Origin of the sequence: Mycobacterium sp. SMC-19 (assembly GCF_045310815.1) — a bacterium.
Lineage (GTDB): Bacteria > Actinomycetota > Actinomycetes > Mycobacteriales > Mycobacteriaceae > Mycobacterium.
The window spans coordinates 294,309-311,393 of the sequence record NZ_JBJIAM010000005.1; the positions used below are offsets into that span (position 1 = coordinate 294,309).

The following is a 17,085-nucleotide window of genomic DNA, read 5'->3' on the forward strand; positions in this document are numbered from 1 at the left end:
AGCGACTTAGAGCACCACCGTCTCGTTGCCCACCCGGATCACCCGGTCCTGGCAGTGCCACTGCACTGCCCGCGACAACACCGCTCGCTCCACGTCGGCGCCCAGTCGCACCAGATCGGTGACGCTGTGGGTGTGGTCTACCCGCACCACGTCCTGTTCGATGATCGGACCCTCGTCGAGCACCTCGGTGACGTAGTGCGCGGTGGCGCCGATCAGTTTCACGCCGCGTTCCCGTGCTCGCTGATAGGGCGCCGCACCGATGAACGCCGGCAAGAAGGAGTGATGGATGTTGATCAGCGGACAGCCCACCGCCTCGATGAAGTCACCGGTGATGATCTGCATGTAGCGGGCCAGCACGACCAGATCCACGTTGCCGCAGAGCAACTGCAGCTGCCGCTGTTCGGCATCGGCGCGGATGTCGCGGGTTGCGGGGATGTGGAAGAACGGCACCCCGAACGGGCGTACCTGCTCGGCGAGTTCCGGGTGATTGGAGATCACCATCGCCACGTTCATCTCCAACTCGCCGCGGCGGTTGCGCCACAACAGGTCCAGCAGGCAATGGTCGGTCTTGGACGCCATGATCGCCACCCGCTTGGGCTTGGCGGCCTCGGTGAACCGGTAATCCATGGCGAACCGCTGGGCCACGGTGGCGCCGAAGCGCTCCTGGAGTCCGTCGAGGGCTGCCGGCAGGCCGGGCAGGTGAAAGATCGCCCGCTGCACGAAGGTCCCGTCTTCGGGTGCGGTCGAGTGCTGATCCAGCGAGATGATGTTGGCGCCGGCCTCGGCCAGAAAGGCGCTGACCGCGGCGATGATGCCGTGGCTGTCCCGGCAGCTCAGCAGCAGTCGGCCGATATCGGTGGTGGCCTGGGCGCCGGACTGTTGCGGATAGCCCTGTGGGGCCTGCCCTGGTGTCGCGGTGCCCCCGTGGCCCCCGGAACCGTTCGTCATGGCCGCCCTTCGCTCATCGCCGACTTCAACGGGTCAGGCTACCGGTGAAGTGCACGAGAATCCGACACACCGGGCGGCTAACACTGTCACACGCGTAACACAGGGCACACTAGTAACAACAACTATGCCTGGAGGGTGCTGCCGTGTACCGAGTGTTCGAAGCCCTTGACGAACTGGGCTCCATTGTCGAAGAGGCCCGTGGCGTGCCCATGACGGCCGGTTGTGTGGTACCTCGCGGTGACGTCCTGGAGTTGATCGACGACATCCGCGACGCCATCCCCGGAGAGTTGGACGACGCCCAAGACGTTCTTGACGCCCGCGACTCGGTCCTCAATGAGGCCAAGGAGCACGCGGAGTCGATGGTCGGCGCGGCTACCACCGAAGCCGACTCGCTGGTCAGCCATGCTCGCGCCGAGGCCGACCGGTTGCTCGCTGATGCCAAGGGGCAGGCTGACCGGATGGTGGCCGAGGCCCGCGGACACAGCGAGCGGATGGTCGGCGAGGCCCGTGAAGAGGCGGCCCGGCTGAGCGCCACCGCCAAGCGTGAGTTCGAGACCGCCACCAGCCGCGCTCAGGCGGAATGCGACCGACTGGTCGAGAACGGCAACGCCGCTTACGAGAAGGCCGTGCAGGAGGGCATCAAGGAACAGCAGCGGCTGGTGTCGCAGAACGAGGTGGTGACCTCGGCGCGCGCCGAATCCACCCGGCTGATCGATTCGGCTCACGCCGAGGCCGACCGGATGCGCGGCGAATGCGACATCTACGTCGACGCCAAGCTGGCCGAATTCGAGGACTTCCTCAACGGCACGCTGCGTTCGATCAACCGTGGTCGTCACCAACTGCGTACCGCCGCGGGCACTCACGACTACGCGACTCGCTGACCCGAGAACGTCGAGGAACGCGCTGCGTAGAATCGCGGCATGGCGAGGCACCCCGGCGCAGGTATGAAGGCAGCACACCGACGGCTGCCTGCGCCGTTCGTGGTCAATGTCTCCCGGTTGGGACGACGCCCCGGTGCGCTGTTGCCGCTGCACGAGCAGCGGATCAGCCCCAACCGCATCGGGCTGGACTTGGTGGCGATTCCTGCGGACGCCGCAGTCGATCTGGATCTGCGGGTGGAGTCGGTATCTGAGGGCGTTCTGGTCAGCGGCGTGGTGTCGGCGCGCACCGCGGGCGAATGCGCGCGTTGCCTGCAACCACTGACCGGCGAGGTCGAAGTCGAGCTGACGGAACTGTTCGCCTACCCCGACAGCACCACCGACGCCACCACCGACGATGACGAGATGGGCCGTGTCGTCGACGACGCGGTGGACCTCGAACAGGCCATCGTCGACGCGGTCGGTCTGGCATTGCCACTGTCCCCGCTGTGCGACCCCGACTGTCCCGGACTGTGCCCGGACTGCGGGGCGGTACTGGCCACCGCGGAGCCCGGGCATCGCCACGACAAGATCGATCCGCGCTGGGCGAAATTGGCGGGAATGCTTGAACCGCAGGACGATGGCCGGCCGAGCGACGACGGTGAGCGGTGAGCCGTCCCAGGCAAGCTGTGCTGGATGCACTCGGCGTGGATCTCGCCGACGACTTGCTCACGCTGGCCGTCACGCATCGCAGTTACGCCTATGAGCACGGCGGTCTGCCCACCAACGAGCGCCTGGAGTTCCTGGGCGATGCCGTGCTCGGACTGACCATTACCGACGAGCTGTTCCATCGCCACCCGGACAGGCCCGAGGGTGACCTCGCCAAACTGCGCTCCAGCGTGGTCAACACCACCGCCTTGGCCGATGTGGCGCGAGGACTGACCGAGGACGGCCTGGGAGCCCACCTGCTGCTCGGTCGGGGCGAGGAAAACACCGGCGGCGCCGACAAATCCAGCATCCTGGCCGACGGAATGGAGTCCCTGCTGGGAGCGGTGTACCTCCAGCACGGAATCGACACCGCCCGCGAGGTGATCCTGCGCTTGTTCGGTCCGCTGCTCGACACCGCGGCCACGCTGGGTGCCGGCCTGGACTGGAAGACCAGCCTGCAGGAGCTGACGGCAGCGCGCGGTCTCGGCGTGCCGTCCTACCAGGTCAGCTCCACCGGACCCGACCATGACCGTGAGTTCACCGCGACTGCCGTCGTATCGGAGACCGCATACGGAACCGGAGTCGGCCGGACCAAGAAGGAAGCCGAACAGAAGGCCGCGGCGGCGGCCTGGCAGGCGCTGGACGCGCTGGACAACACGCCGCAGGCCTGAGCATGCCCGAACTCCCCGAGGTCGAGGTGGTTCGGCGCGGCCTGAACGAGCACCTGGTCGGGCGCACGATCACCGGGGTGCGGGTGCACCATCCGCGGGCGGTGCGCCGGCACGACGCCGGCCCCGCCGATCTGACCGGTCGTTTGCTGGGCGCGAAGATCACCGGCACCGACCGGCGGGGCAAGTACCTGTGGCTGCTGCTGAGCGGGGCAGCGACCGACGAGGCGCTGGTGGTGCACCTGGGGATGAGCGGTCAGATGTTGCTGGGGGAGCTTCCCGACGCCAGGCACCTGCGGATCGCCGCCGTGCTCGACGACGGTACGAAGGTCAGCTTCGTCGACCAGCGCACGTTCGGCGGGTGGCAGCTCACCGACCTGGTCGCCGTGGACGGCAGCGTGCTGCCGGTCCCGGTCGCCCACATCGCCCGCGACCCGCTGGACCCGCGCTTCGACGCCGAGTCGGTGGTGGAGGTGCTGCGGCGCAAACACTCCGAGATCAAACGCCAACTACTCGACCAGACGGTGGTGGCCGGAATCGGCAACATCTACGCCGACGAAGCGCTGTGGCGGGCGGGGATTCGCGGCACCCGAATGGCCGACCGACTGTCCCGGCCGCGGCTGCGGGCACTGCTGGGTGCGGCAGCAGCGGTGATGAACGACGCACTGGCCGCCGGGGGCACCTCGTTCGATTCGCTGTACGTCAACGTCAACGGTGAATCCGGTTACTTCAGCAGGTCACTGGACGCCTATGGCCGTGAAGACGAGCCGTGCCGCCGCTGCGGGACGCCGATCCGCCGGGAAAAGTTCATGAACCGCTCGTCGTATTTTTGCCCGAAATGCCAACGCTGACTGCCGTTCCCTTTCGGCGAGCGTGCGTGTTTGCACGCCAACACGCCGAAAATCGTGGCATTCTGCGCACGCTCGCGCCGTAGCGGCCCCCGCGCCGCGGCGACCAGCCTTCGATCACTCGAAGATGTTGCGGTGCACCCTGCCCGGCGGCAGATTCGGATCGATGAACCACTCCCGGCCGAAAATCAGGCCGGCCGCCTGTGGGGGAAGCCGCATCAGCACCGCGAACAGCCGCGCGGCGGCGGCGCTGGCGCCGATCTGGGAGCGGTGCGCGGCGAAGGCATCGCGCTTCTGCCGGGCAAACCGAAACACGTTGATCCGGTGCGTGATGCTTGATGCCGGTGCGTATGCCGTGCGTACCACCTCGCGCCCGTAAGGCGCCGGCAGGTGCAGTAAACGTGCGCCGTCGGCGACCCGAGTCAGCATCTCCCGGGGCATCGTCGCCTCGAGCACGCGCGGCGTCGCCGCGATCTGCGCGGCCCGCTTGCCGACATGATGAACCCGCACGTGATCGCGGTGGCCATAGCCGCCGTTGGACTGGTAGCTCAGGAGCAGATCGGCGTCTTCGTCACGCAGGATGGCTGCCAGTCGCTGTGCCGCCTCTTCGAGGTCGGCGCGGGCGAACCTGATCCGCCCCGGCGGGTCAGGATAGAACTCCGCCCCGAAGCCGCTGTCGGCGTAGCCCAGGCATTCGACCCGGTGGGCCCCGAGGGCCGTTGCGCTCGCGTGCAATTCGACGAGCCGATCGCCATCGTCGTCATTGACGCGTCCATCGGTCGCCACCACCACGACTACGCGATGTCCCTCGGCGGCCGCCCGCGCCAGAGTTCCCCCGGTCAGAATCGCTTCGTCGTCGGGATGGGCGTGGAACGCGACCACCGTCGCCATAAAAGCCCAGTATGCCCGCGGCGGTCGGCTGTGTCAGCGCCTCAGCTGCGCGACGCGCCGTCGAACGTCCTCGCCGGCCTTGGCCAGCGATCCGCAGTCAAACGGCGGTTGTGGGTCGTATTCGATCAGTAGCTGGACAGCGCGGGCCGCCTCGGCGTCGGCTAACAGTTCGACGAGCCGCAGCGCCATGTCGATGCCGCTGGAGACCCCCGCGGAGGTCACTATCCGCTCCGGCAGATGCTCGACCACACGTTGCTCCACGTAGCTGGCGCCCAGGTGTTCCAGCAATCCGACGGCGCTCCAATGAGTGGTCGCGGTCAACCCATCCAAGAGCCCCGCGGCGGCCAGCAGCAGTGAGCCGGTACATACCGAGGTGGTGAACCTGGTGTGGGTGTGGGCGCTGCGTATCCAGTCGAGCAATTCCGCGTCGTCGAGTAGTGTTCGCGTCCCGACACCGCCGGGGACGACCAAGACCTCCGGTGCGGTCAGTTCGTCGAATCGGGCGTCACAGAGGACTCCGAGCATCCCGTTGTCGCTGCGGACCTCGCCTCGGCGGTGCCCGACGAAAACCACCTCGGCATCTGGGATCCGTTGCAGCACCTCGTACGGCCCGATCGCGTCCAGCGCGGTGAATCGTGGGAAGAGCGGGATCGCTACCTGCACGGATGGCCTCCCGGCCTTCGGCGAATGGTGTTGCGGGACAACTCTGACGATAGTCCTGCGGCGCCGGATCCGCAGATCTCGTTATCCGCGCATGGGGCCGAGCAGGATCAGCAGCCGAACGAGTTCGGCCTGGCGATGGATGCCGGTCTTGTCGAAGATGTGCCTCAGGTGGGTCTTCACGGTGGTCAGCGACACCGACAGCTCTTCGGCGATCGGGGTCAGCCCCTCGCCTCGCATCACCAAGAGGGCCACCTCTGCTTCGGCTTTCGTCAGTCCGTACAGGCGTCGCAGCAGTATCGCGGGTGGTTCCGGCTGTCGTTCGGGGTCGACGATGATCACCATGGCCCGTCCGGAGCGCAGTGTCGCAAAGGAATTCGCTTCGACCGGTAGGACATGAACGATGTACGGGCGTCGCCCGGAGGGGCGTGCGCACAGGAATGAACCGCCCCAGATCTCCTGGCTTTCGGCCTTGGACAGTCGGGCGATGCCGTGCTCCAACTCCGCGTCGGCGTGCGAGGACTCGGCTGTGATGCAGCCTCGTTCGATCCGCAAGCCGTCGTCGGAACCCAGAATGCGTTCCGCGGCACCATTGGCGTACACGCATCGCCGTCCTTCGACGATGACGACCCCGTGACGGACGGCCTCACTGGCCTCCGTGAGATCAGCATTGCGGCGATCCAGATCTTCAAGACGGTCCTGCAATCGGAGCGCTTGTTGCAGATGCGGAATCAGACGGTTCATCAACGCAAGATTCTCGGGATTGTCGAACCGCTCCGATTGCTTTGTGTTGGCGATGGCCAGACTGGTCATCGTCGTTCCGGAAGTGAGCCGAACGAATAGTCCGTCGTGTAGTCCATTCGGGCGAGCCCAGTCGATCTGAAACTCGCAATTTTGGTAGGGCCACATGAGTTCAGCGCCGGTCCGTACCACGCCCACCGGCCCGGTCTCCACCGCATAAAGGACGTGATCCAGCCGTTCGTAGTGCGCCGCGTAGGCCGCAGCCGCTGACGACGGCATCTGCGCGTGCTTCAGCGTGCGCGAGACGTTGTCGGAGAGCACCAGCGACGCCGTATGCGCCGTGAAGGCGCCGGCGATGGCGGCCATGGCGAGATCCCATTCGTCGGGAGCCAGTACCGCGGAGTAAATACGAGAGATCAGTTGTGAGAATTCATCGATCGCGCTCATCGCGGGCCCTGAATCCATTGATAGGCCTGGACATTCCGCATGCTCCCGGTTGTGAAGGGATCGGAAGACGCTTGTCTTCTCGTCGCAAAAGTTTACGCGGATCTCGTCCATTGGGATGAGGCAATTTTGCGGTGATGGTGCTTGCCTTATGGATGCCGCCAATCAGCAAGCGTCGGCCGTGCAAGCCGCGCACTTGGCGCGTGAGATGTTCCGGCTCTTATGCGTGAAAGTGGGCCGGGCGCAAGAGAATACCTAAGAAAGGACCCGACAGATGTCCGAGCAGAACATCACGCTGGTGCGCAATGGCTACCAGGCGTTCGCCTCCGGCGACACCGAATCCCTGATGGCGCTCTTCGATGACGACATCGAATGGGTGCAGCCCGGCGAGAGTGCGATCAGCGGAACCTACCGCGGCAAAGGGGAACTCATGGAGTTCCTGATGCAGTTGGGGCGAAAGTCACCGACGATCACCCCACAGCGCTTCCTGGCCGACGGGGAGACCGTCGTCGTCCTGAGCGAGGCGGCGATCGGCGGCGAACGGGGTCACAGTGCCGAGGTCTACACCCTGCGTAACGGCAAGACCGTGCGGGTGCAAGTGTACGGCGACACGGCCATGATGGAGCGCCAGTACGGCAGAAAGCCTGCTGCGGCGGTGGCCGACTGACCTAGCGAGGATCGCAAGCGCGGCGGAGCCGGGCGCAGCGGGTCACCGCCATCGGCCTAGCGGCATCCGCGTGCGCACGCAGAGCGCACGTTCGGCGCGGTCACGTCCGGGGCTGCCAAGATGTCCCCATGACCGAATTATGGGTGGAACGAACCGGAACCCGCCGCTACACCGGACACAATTCGAGGGGCGCGCAGGTGCTGGTCGGCAGTGAAGACGTCGCCGGCGTCTTCACCCCCGGAGAACTGCTGAAGATCGCGCTGGCCGCGTGCAGCGGAATGTCCAGTGACGCCCCACTGGCGCGCCGGCTCGGCGACGATTACCGGGCCACCATCGAGGTCTCCGGCCCGGCCGATCGGGAGCAGGAGCGCTATCCGCTGCTGGAAGAAGTCCTGAAGCTGGACCTGTCGGCTCTGGATGAAGTGGACAAACAGCGGCTGCTGACCGTCGTGTACCGCGCCGTCGACCAGGTCTGCACCGTGGGGCGCACCCTGAAATCCGGCACCGAGGTGCGCTTCGAGATCGACTCCGGTGACCGGTCCTGACGTCCGCCTGTCCGCCTGGGTGCACGGCCACGTCCAGGGCGTCGGCTTTCGGTGGTGGACACGGTCGCGGGCACTCGAGCTGGGCCTGACGGGCTACGCCGCCAATCGGCCCGGCGGCCGTGTTCATGTGGTAGCTCAGGGGCCCCGCGCGAACTGCCAGCGCCTGTTGGAGCTGCTGAAGGGTGGCACCACACCGGGGCGGGTGGACACCGTCGTCGCCGACTGGACGGACGCCAGGGACCCGATCGACGGATTCGCCGAACGCTAGCCCGGTAGTCTCACGTCCCGTGCATCTCAAGAGTTTGACGCTGAAGGGCTTCAAGTCCTTCGCCGCGCCGACGACTCTGCGCTTCGAACCGGGCATCACCGCGGTGGTCGGACCCAATGGTTCGGGCAAATCCAATGTGGTCGACGCGCTGGCCTGGGTGATGGGGGAGCACAGCGCCAAGACCCTGCGTGGCGGGAAGATGGAAGACGTCATCTTCGCCGGCACTTCCTCGCGCGCCCCGCTGGGTCGCGCCGAGGTCACCGTCACCATCGACAACTCCGACAACGCGCTGCCGATCGAGTACGCCGAGGTCTCGATCACCCGGCGGATGTTCCGTGACGGAGCCAGCGAGTACGAGATCAATGGTGCGAGCTGCCGGTTGATGGACGTCCAGGAGCTGCTCAGCGACTCCGGCATCGGCCGAGAGATGCACGTCATCGTCGGCCAGGGCCGGCTGGCGCAGATCCTGGAATCGCGGCCCGAAGATCGCCGGGCGTTCATCGAAGAGGCCGCCGGGGTGCTCAAGCACCGCAAGCGTAAAGAGAAGGCGGTCCGCAAGCTGGATGCGATGGCGGCCAACCTGGCCCGCCTGACCGACTTGACCACCGAGTTGCGCCGCCAGCTCAAACCGCTGGGCCGCCAGGCCGAAGTCGCACGGCGAGCGGCCACCATCCAGGCCGACCTGCGTGACGCCAAGCTGCGGCTGACCGCCGACGACCTGGTGTCGCGGCAAGCAGAGTTCGCCGGAACCACCGACGCCGAGGCGACGCTGCGCCGCGAACACGACCAGATCACCGAGCGTTTGGCGGTGGCCGCCGACGAACTGACCGCCCACGAGTCCGCGGTCGCCAGCTTGACCCAGCGCGCCGAGAGCGCCCAGCAGACCTGGTTCTCGCTCTCCGCGCTGGCCGAGCGGGTCAGCGCGACGGTGCGCATTGCCAGCGAACGCGCGCACCATCTCGACGAGGAGCCGATCACCACCGCCGGCGTCGACCCGGACGCACTGGAAGCCGAGGCCGAGCAGGTGGCCGCGGCCGAGCAGCAACTGCTGGCCGAGCTGGCCGAGGCCGGTATCCGGCTGGAGGCGGCACGCGCCGAGCTGGCCGAACGGGAGCGCCGCAGCACCGAGGCGGAGAAGGCGCATCTGGCCGCGGTCCGTGCCGAAGCCGACCGGCGGGAGGGCCTGGCCCGGCTGACCGGCCAGGTGGAGACGATCCGGGCGCGGGTCGAATCGATCGACACGCACGTCGGGCAGCTTTCGACGCGCATCGAGGAAGCCGCCGGGCGGGCCCAGGCCGCGCAGGCGGAGTTCGAAACGATTCAGGGTCGGGTCTCCGAGCTGGATCAGGGCGAGGTCGGTCTGGACGACCACCACGAGCGGACCGTGGCCACCCTGCAGCTGGCAGATGAGCGCGTCGCCGAACTTCAGGCGGCCGAGCGCGCCGCCGAGCGGCAGGTGGCTTCGCTGCACGCTCGCATCGAGGCCTTGTCGATGGGGCTGGAACGCCGGGACGGCGCCGCCTGGCTCGCGGCGAACCACAGCGGTCCCGGACTGTTCGGGTCGATCGCGAAGCTGGTCAAGGTGCGCTCGGGGTACGAGGCGGCGCTGGCCGCGGTGCTCGGGTCCGCGGCCGACGCGCTGGCCGCGGAGAATGCCGGCGCGGCCCGCTCGGCGCTACACGCGCTGAAGACCGCCGACGGCGGCCGGGCCGCCATCGTGCTGGGGGACTGGCCGCTGCCAGCCACCGAACAGCGTGCGGTGCTGCCCGACGGAGCGCTCTGGGCAGTGGAGCTCATCGAGACCCCCGAGAAGTTGCGCGGCGCGATGACGGCCATGCTGTCGGCGGTGGCGGTGGTCGACGACCTGCCCAAGGCGCTGGACCTGGTGGCCGCGCGCCCCGGGGTGCGCGCGGTGACGCTAGACGGTGATCTGGTCGGTGCGGGCTGGGTCAGCGGCGGATCGGATCGCAAGCCGTCCACCCTGGAGATCAACAGCGAGATCGACAAGGCCCGTGCCGAACTGGCCGCCGCGGAGACACAGGCCGGCGAACTCGGTGCGGCTCTTTCCGGAGCGCTGGCCGAGCAGTCCGCGCGCCGAGACGCCACCGAGCAGGCACTGGCCGCGCTCAACGAGTCCGATGCCGCCATCGCCGCGACCCACGAGCAACTGGGCCGACTGGGGCAAGAAGCCCGCGCCGCCGAGGCCGAATGGCACCGCCGGCTGCGTGAGCGCGACGAGCTGGAGACCGGCCGAGCGCAGACCGTCACGGAGCTGGGCGAACTGGAGGCCCGGCTGCGCAACGCCGAAGAGGACCAGCCGACCGCGGCCGCCGAACCGGTGGATCGCCAGCAGATCGCGGCGGCAGCCGAGGCGGCGCGCAGCGTCGAGGTGGAGGCCAGGCTGGCGGTACGTACCGCCGAGGAACGCGCCAACGCGGTACGCGGTAAGGCGGACTCGCTGCGCCGGGCGGCAGCGGCCGAGCGCGAGGCGCGGGTGCGCGCCGAGCAGGCCCGCGCCGCACGCGCACGCGCGGCGACGACAGCGGCGGCGGTGGCCGACGCTGGCAGCTCGCTGGCCCGCCGTCTGCAACATGTGGTGACCGCGGCGGCGCGGATCCGCGATGGGCTGGCCAGTGAACGCCAGCAGCGAGCCGCCGCGATGGTCGCCGTCCGCGACGAGGTGAACGCCCAGAGCACCCGGCTCACCGCGCTCACCGAGTCACTGCACCGCGACGAGGTCGCCAAGGCGCAGGCCGCCTTGCGCATCGAACAACTCGAGCAGACCGTGCTCGAACAGTTCGGTATGAGCTCGGCAGACCTGATCGCCGAATACGGCCCGGACGTGGCGCTGCCACCGACCGAACTGGAGATGGCCGAGTACGAGCAGGCCCGGGACCGCGGTGAACTGGTGATGGCCCCCGCCCCGATGCCCTTCGACCGCGCCACCCAGGAGCGCCGGGCCAAACGCGCCGAACGCGAGCTGGCCGAACTGGGCCGGGTCAACCCGCTGGCGCTCGAGGAGTTCGCGGCGCTCGAGGAGCGCTACAACTTCCTGTCGACTCAGCTCGAGGACGTCAAGGCGGCCCGCAAAGACCTCCTCGATGTGGTCTCCGAGGTCGACGCGCGCATCCTGCAGGTCTTCACCGACGCCTACGCCGACGTGGAGCGCGAGTTCACCGAGGTGTTCGCGGCGCTTTTCCCCGGCGGCGAAGGCCGGCTGCTGCTGACCGATCCCGGCGACATGCTGACCACCGGCGTCGACGTCGAGGCTCGGCCGCCCGGCAAGAAGGTCAAGCGGCTCTCGCTGCTGTCCGGCGGGGAGAAGTCGCTGACCGCCATCGCCATGCTGGTGGCGATCTTCCGGGCCCGCCCGTCGCCGTTCTACATCATGGACGAGGTCGAGGCCGCGCTGGATGACACCAACCTGCGCCGGCTGCTGGCGCTGTTCGAGATGCTGCGGGCCCGCTCGCAGCTCATCGTCATCACCCACCAGAAGCCGACCATGGAAGTGGCCGACGCGCTGTACGGCGTGACCATGCAGGGCGACGGGATCACCGCAGTGATCTCCCAACGCATCCGGGGCGAAGAGCTCGTTTCCAGCCAGGCGTGAACCCGGCGGTTCAGCGAGGCTCGACGGAGGAGAGCCGAAGCTGGGACCGCCGCGTCAACCCCGCCTAAGTCCCTGCTGCCACAATGACGGTCGTGTCGTCTCAAACTCTCCTGATCGCCGCGGCGGTCGTTGTCGCGCTAATCCTGGTCGGTGCCTTGGTCTGGGGCCTGGTGCGGTATCGGCGAGGCCGGATCAACCTGTCCGCGCCGCAACGCGAGAGCCTGGACCGCTCCGGTGGCTACACCGCCTCCTCAGGCATCACCTTCAGCCGGACCGAGACGTCAGAGCCGCCCGCGCCTGTCATCGGCGACGACGCGACCGTTCCGCGTGACGCGCCCCGGCGCACCATCACCGACGTCGATCTGCCCGAAGCGCCGGCCGAAGTCCTTCCCGAAACCCAGGCAGCACCGGCGCCCGAGGCCGTCGAGCCGGACATCGAGCCGGTCGAAGGCCGGATGGAGCGGCTGCGCGGTCGGTTGGCCAAGTCGCAGAACGCATTGGGCCGCAGCATGCTCGGGCTGCTGGGCGGTGGAGACCTCGACGACGACTCCTGGCAGGACGTCGAGGACACCCTGCTGGTGGCCGACCTGGGTCCCGTCGTCACCGAATCGGTGGTGACGCAGCTGCGCGGCCGACTGGCCGGCGGCCAGGCGCGCACCGAAGCCGAGGCTCGTGCCGTGCTGCGCGACGTGCTCATCGGCGAACTGCAGCCCGGTCTGGAGCGCTCCATCCGGGCGCTGCCGCACGACGAGCACCCGTCGGTGCTGCTGGTGGTCGGGGTCAACGGCACCGGCAAGACCACCACCGTCGGCAAACTGGCCCGGGTGCTGGTGGCCGACGGCCGTCGCGTGGTGCTGGGGGCGGCCGACACGTTCCGGGCCGCCGCGGCCGACCAGCTGCAGACCTGGGCTGCGCGGGTGGGCGCGGAAGTGGTGCGGGGCGCCGAGGGCGCCGATCCGGCCTCGGTCGCGTTCGACGCGGTCGACAAGGGCGTGTCCGACGGTGTCGACGTGGTGGTCATCGACACCGCGGGACGGCTGCACACCAAGACCGGTCTGATGGACGAGCTCGGCAAGGTCAAGCGGGTGGTCGAGCGCCGGGCGGCCGTCGACGAGGTGCTGCTGGTCCTCGACGCCACTATCGGGCAGAACGGCCTGGCCCAAGCCCGGGTATTCGCCGACGTCGTCGACATCACCGGAGTGGTGCTGACCAAGCTGGATGGAACCGCCAAAGGCGGGATCGTCTTCCGGGTGCAGCAGGAGCTGGGTGTGCCGGTCAAGCTGGTGGGGCTCGGGGAGGGGCCCGATGACCTGGCGCCTTTCGAGCCGGGCGCCTTCGTCGACGCGCTGCTCGGCTGAGCGATCCGCTCTCCACCGTGACCGTCTTGTGACCTCGGGTCGGCCATAAGGTAATTTTTGCCTGTGATCCCCTCAGCGTTTGGCGCGGTCGCGCGCTGCCTCACCCCCCTCCTTGCCGTTGCGGCCCTGGCCGGCGCGGCCCCCGCCCAGGCCGACGGGGACAACCCACTGGGCGGCATGCCCTTCTATGTCGATCCCATCTCGAAGGCGATGCATGCCTCCAACGCGCAGCCGGACAGCGCCGAGCTGGCCCGCGTAGCCAACACCCCGCAGGCGTACTGGCTGGACCAGGCGTTCGGTGTGGGTTCTGTCGGCTCGACGGTGGCCCGGCACACCGGCGCGGCCGCGGCGGCCGGCGCCATGCCCGTGCTGGTGCTCTACGCCATCCCGCACCGTGACTGTGGCAGCTACGCCGCGGGCGGATTCTCCTCCGGTGCGTCCTACCGGGCCTGGATCGACAGCGTCGCCGACGGGATCGGCGGCAACCCGGCCGCGATCATCCTCGAGCCCGACGCGCTAGCGATGGCCGACTGCCTCTCCGGTGATGCGCGTCAGGAGCGCTTCGACCTGATCAGCTACGCCGTCGACACGCTGGGCCGCAACCCGGGCACGGCGGTCTATGTCGACGCCGGGCACTCGCGCTGGGTCAGCGCCGGAGAGATGGCCAACCGCCTCAACCAGGCCGGTGTGGGGCGCGCGCGGGGCTTTGCCCTGAACAGCACGAACTACTTCACCACCGAAGAGGAAACCGGTTACGGCGAAGAGATCTCGGGGATGACCGGCGGCGCGCACTACGTGATCGACACCTCCCGCAACGGCGCCGGCCCCGCGGAAGGCGACCCCTACGGCTGGTGCAACCCCAGCGGGCGGGCCCTGGGCACGCCGCCGACCGCCAACACCGCCGGGCAGCACGCCGACGCCTACCTGTGGGTCAAGCGGGTCGGGGAGTCCGACGGCAGCTGTGGTTCCGGCGAACCCGCGGCGGGGCACTTCGTCAGCGATTACGCCATCAACCTGGCGCGCAACGCGGGCTGACCGGGCCGGCCTAGCTGGCCTCCGGGGCAGCGTCGTGCCACCGCGCGAACACGTCGGGGTGGGCGCGTCTCTTGGCCTTCCACATGTTTTCGCCGTAGTGCTGTGCAGCCGATTGTCGGCGTCGTGGCTGATCGGTCGGGTCTTGGCGGCAAGATCCGGGGGTAGTGCAAGGGTGGGAACGACGCCGTCCAGCGCCGGGCCGAAGAAGTAGGGGATCGAGATGCGTGCCGGGGCACCCGCCGGTGTCAGCACCCGATGCGGTGTGGCGCGAAGGTAGCGCTGGCTCGAGACTTCGAGCAGCTCGCCGATATTCACGATGAAGGCGCCGTCCAGCGGCGGGGCATCCAGCCATTCGCCGTCGAGCGATTGCACCTGCAATCCCGTCGAGTCGTTCGGCAGGTGCAGCAGCGTCATGACGCCCGGATCCTTATGCGCGCCAACTCCCTGGTCACCGCTGGAGTGGGCCGCCCGCCTCGGGTAGTGGATCAGCTTCATCAACGACGCGGGTTCGGTTCCGAAGGTGGAGTCGAATATCTCTGCCGGCGAGCCCAGAGATTGTGCCCAGCGCCGCAACAACTCCCGTGCGACCCTGTTCATCTCCTGTTGGTAGCGCCCCACCAGGTCCGGCATCGCGGGGATCGCCGGCGGCCACTGATTGGGCCCGCGCAGCCACTGCGGACCGGCAGCGCCGTCGGTGACGCCGGCCTCGGGACCGAAGTCGATCTGCTCACGCCAGTCCACCGCACCATTGGTCAGCTCACCGCCGACTCTCGAGTAACCGCGAAAGTGGGGGCTGCGTGCGAGCTCGATCGCCAGCTTGTCCTGCTCGGGCAGGGCGAAGAATTCGCGTGCCGTCGTGTGCAGTTCAGCGACGAGCTCGGCCGGGACACCGTGGCCGACGAGGTAGAAGAATCCGGTGGTGTGGGTGACTTCCCGCAGCCGGATGCGTTCGCCGGAACTGCCGAGCAGCGCGAAGTTCACAACCGGCAGCATGACTGGATCTCCTTCACTTCAGCGTTTGGTCGCGGTGAAGTAGTAATTCGACGGATCCTCGTTGATCTCGGCGCACTCGACGTCGGTGAAGCCGGCGTCGGCCAGCATCGACATAGCGAGTTGGCGGCCCCACATGGTGCCCAGGCCGGCACCGTTCAAGGCCAATGACACAGGCATGCAGTGCATCAGTGAGACCGTGTAGCGGTAGGTGTTCATGGGGGTGCCGATGTTGTCTTCCAGGCGGCTTGACGCCTTCGAATCGGCCATCAAGAAGACGCCACCCGGTCGCAAGGATCGATAGATGTTCTCCAACACCCGCGCGGGCTGCGCCTGATCGTGAATGGCGTCGAATGCGGTGACGAGGTCGTACGCCGATGCACGGTCGAACGTGGTCAGGTCGTGGCTCTCGAAGGTGGTATTGGCCAATCCCCGCTGAGTCGCTTCGCGCGTCGCGCGCTCGATGCCCTCGGTCGAGAAGTCAATGCCGGTGAACCGGCTGGTGCGAAACGCCTCGGCCATGACATTGACGGCGTGTCCGCTGCCGCAGCCGAAATCGGCCACGTCCGCGCCGTCGCGGAGCCGTTGTGGCAAGCCCTCGACGAGGGGCAGGACGACGTCGACCAGTGCCGTGTCGAAGACCTCGCCGCTGCGCTCTGCCATCACGGCATGGAAGCGGGGATAGTCGCTGTAGGGCAACCCACCGCCGTGCTGGAAGCAGCCCAACACCTTCTGCTCGACCTCGCCCATCAGCGCGATGTACTGCGCGACGCGCGCCAGGTTGGCGGCCCCGGCAGCACGGGTCAGCACTGCGGCATGGTGCTGCGGCAATCGATACGTCTGGTTGACGGAGTCGTAGTCCAGCACGCCGGCCACCGTCGTGCCTCCCAACCACTCGCGAACGTAGCGTTCGTTGAGCCCGGCGCGGGTGGCGATCTCGGCGCTGGTCGCCGGTGCTGACAGGGTGGCCAGCGCGTCGAACAGTCCGCTTTGATGACCCAGGCTCAGGAGCAGCGCGAGGCTGGCGGCGTCCAGCGCCTCGGTCACGCGGTCAGCGAATGCCAGTTCCTGCGCGGTGGTTTCCGTTGGCTGATGCCCGCTCGCTGGTGTTGTCACACACTCCTCCAGATTCTCTGCGCCCAACTAGGATACTAGAAGTATCCTAGAGAGTCTTAGCCGATCGGGAGGTCCGCATGAGCGACGTGACGGTCAATTCCGCCCAACGTGCTCACGACCTGATCCGCGCGGGCATCCTCAGCGGTGAGTTCCCAGCCGGGGCCATGCTGAGCGAGTCGGCCCTGGCGGCGTCGATGTCGATGAGCCGTACGCCGGTGCGCGCGGCGCTGACGCGTCTACAGGACGAAGGACTGGTGCGGATCTATCCCAAGCGCGGTGCGCTGGTACGTGAATTGACCGTCGATGAGATCCGCGAGTCAGACCAGGTGCGGCACGCCTTTGAATGTGCCGGTGTGCAACTGGGCAATCCTGAAGCGCGGCGGCAACTGAGTGCGCGGCTGCAGGAAAACCTTGATGGACAAGACCAGGCGCTACGCCGGCGCGACTATCCCGGCTTTGCGGCCCTGGCGATGCAGTTTCATCGCGCTTTCGTGGAGCTCGCGAACAACTCCACGATGCTGGCGTTCTACGACCGGCTCCAAGATCGACAGCACCTCTCGATCGTGCGCAACTCGACAGTCCGCGGGCAACCCGATCTCGTGCTGGCCGAACATCGGAGCCTGCTCAGCGATGTCGAGGCCGGCGATTGGATGACCTTCTCCGGCCGGCTCCGCGAACACCAGTCGCACGGCAACGAATTCGGATAGTCGACGGATCCGCGGACTACAGTG

At 67.9% G+C, this 17,085-nt stretch carries 16 protein-coding genes and 1 pseudogene; 11 read left to right on the top strand and 6 right to left on the bottom strand.

From position 1 onward, the window contains the following. Positions 1–6: 6 nt before the first annotated feature. Complete coding sequence (gene purU, locus ACJH5R_RS13635) at positions 7–948, bottom strand: formyltetrahydrofolate deformylase (RefSeq protein WP_406782151.1); 942 nt, start codon at positions 946–948, stop codon at positions 7–9. A 143-nt stretch (positions 949–1,091) separates the two neighbouring features. On the opposite strand from purU, the gene sepIVA reads away from it, so the two are divergent. From sepIVA to mutM, 4 genes are read left to right on the top strand one after another with little or no spacing between them, the layout of a single operon-like run. After that, positions 1,092–1,829 (top strand): cell division protein SepIVA, encoded by a 738-nt coding sequence (sepIVA, locus tag ACJH5R_RS13640; protein ID WP_406757368.1) that lies wholly within the window; start codon positions 1,092–1,094, stop codon positions 1,827–1,829. A 39-nt stretch (positions 1,830–1,868) separates the two neighbouring features. Continuing rightward, positions 1,869–2,477: a YceD family protein gene (locus ACJH5R_RS13645; RefSeq protein ID WP_406757367.1), complete on the top strand. Its 609-nt coding sequence runs from the start codon at positions 1,869–1,871 to the stop codon at positions 2,475–2,477. Then, positions 2,474–3,184, top strand: coding sequence for a ribonuclease III (rnc, locus tag ACJH5R_RS13650; protein WP_406782152.1), 711 nt, complete (start codon positions 2,474–2,476; stop codon positions 3,182–3,184). Before ACJH5R_RS13645 ends, rnc begins: the two co-directional genes overlap by 4 nt. Positions 3,185–3,186: 2 nt before the next feature. Further along, the gene (gene mutM, locus ACJH5R_RS13655; protein ID WP_406782153.1) at positions 3,187–4,032 is read left to right on the top strand and encodes a bifunctional DNA-formamidopyrimidine glycosylase/DNA-(apurinic or apyrimidinic site) lyase; all 846 of its coding nucleotides are present in this window, start codon (positions 3,187–3,189) and stop codon (positions 4,030–4,032) included. A gap of 114 nt (positions 4,033–4,146) precedes the next feature. Here the strand turns inward: mutM and ACJH5R_RS13660 are convergent, their stop codons facing one another. The 3 genes from ACJH5R_RS13660 to ACJH5R_RS13670 all read right to left on the bottom strand — a co-directional run bounded on the left by ACJH5R_RS13660 (position 4,147) and on the right by ACJH5R_RS13670 (position 6,768). Then, positions 4,147–4,920 carry a PIG-L deacetylase family protein gene (locus tag ACJH5R_RS13660; RefSeq protein ID WP_406757364.1) on the bottom strand — a complete coding sequence of 258 codons (774 nt, stop codon included), beginning with the start codon at positions 4,918–4,920 and terminating at the stop codon, positions 4,147–4,149. A gap of 33 nt (positions 4,921–4,953) precedes the next feature. Next, positions 4,954–5,583, bottom strand: coding sequence for a DJ-1/PfpI family protein (locus ACJH5R_RS13665; RefSeq protein ID WP_406757363.1), 630 nt, complete (start codon positions 5,581–5,583; stop codon positions 4,954–4,956). A gap of 81 nt (positions 5,584–5,664) precedes the next feature. Next, entirely contained in the window at positions 5,665–6,768 is a 1,104-nt protein-coding gene (locus ACJH5R_RS13670; RefSeq protein ID WP_406782154.1) for a helix-turn-helix transcriptional regulator, read from the bottom strand. A gap of 271 nt (positions 6,769–7,039) precedes the next feature. On the opposite strand from ACJH5R_RS13670, the gene ACJH5R_RS13675 reads away from it, so the two are divergent. From ACJH5R_RS13675 to ACJH5R_RS13700, 6 genes are all read left to right on the top strand, one after another. Then, positions 7,040–7,432, top strand: coding sequence for a nuclear transport factor 2 family protein (locus ACJH5R_RS13675; protein ID WP_406782155.1), 393 nt, complete (start codon positions 7,040–7,042; stop codon positions 7,430–7,432). 128 nt (positions 7,433–7,560) lie between these two features. After that, on the top strand, positions 7,561–7,977 hold the full coding sequence (locus tag ACJH5R_RS13680) for an OsmC family protein (RefSeq protein WP_406782156.1): 417 nt from the start codon (positions 7,561–7,563) through the stop codon (positions 7,975–7,977). Then, entirely contained in the window at positions 7,964–8,245 is a 282-nt protein-coding gene (locus ACJH5R_RS13685) for an acylphosphatase (protein WP_406782157.1), read from the top strand. Before ACJH5R_RS13680 ends, ACJH5R_RS13685 begins: the two co-directional genes overlap by 14 nt. A gap of 19 nt (positions 8,246–8,264) precedes the next feature. Further along, on the top strand, positions 8,265–11,855 hold the full coding sequence (smc, locus tag ACJH5R_RS13690) for a chromosome segregation protein SMC (protein WP_406782158.1): 3,591 nt from the start codon (positions 8,265–8,267) through the stop codon (positions 11,853–11,855). 92 nt (positions 11,856–11,947) lie between these two features. Then, a complete protein-coding gene (gene ftsY, locus ACJH5R_RS13695) occupies positions 11,948–13,213 on the top strand; it encodes a signal recognition particle-docking protein FtsY (RefSeq protein ID WP_406757357.1) in 1,266 nt (421 codons plus the stop codon). Between the two features lie 63 nt (positions 13,214–13,276). Continuing rightward, entirely contained in the window at positions 13,277–14,248 is a 972-nt protein-coding gene (locus ACJH5R_RS13700) for a glycoside hydrolase family 6 protein (protein ID WP_406782159.1), read from the top strand. Positions 14,249–14,258: 10 nt separating this feature from the next. Here the strand turns inward: ACJH5R_RS13700 and ACJH5R_RS13705 are convergent. Together ACJH5R_RS13705 and ACJH5R_RS13710 are read right to left on the bottom strand one after the other, a co-directional pair. Continuing rightward, positions 14,259–15,241: pseudogene (locus tag ACJH5R_RS13705) on the bottom strand (isopenicillin N synthase family dioxygenase). Positions 15,242–15,259: 18 nt separating this feature from the next. Then, positions 15,260–16,354 carry a class I SAM-dependent methyltransferase gene (locus tag ACJH5R_RS13710; protein ID WP_406782160.1) on the bottom strand — a complete coding sequence of 365 codons (1,095 nt, stop codon included), beginning with the start codon at positions 16,352–16,354 and terminating at the stop codon, positions 15,260–15,262. 77 nt (positions 16,355–16,431) lie between these two features. Here ACJH5R_RS13710 and ACJH5R_RS13715 point away from each other — a divergent pair, with 77 nt between their 5' ends. Beyond that, the gene (locus tag ACJH5R_RS13715; RefSeq protein ID WP_406757353.1) at positions 16,432–17,061 is read left to right on the top strand and encodes a GntR family transcriptional regulator; all 630 of its coding nucleotides are present in this window, start codon (positions 16,432–16,434) and stop codon (positions 17,059–17,061) included. Positions 17,062–17,085: the final 24 nt, after the last annotated feature.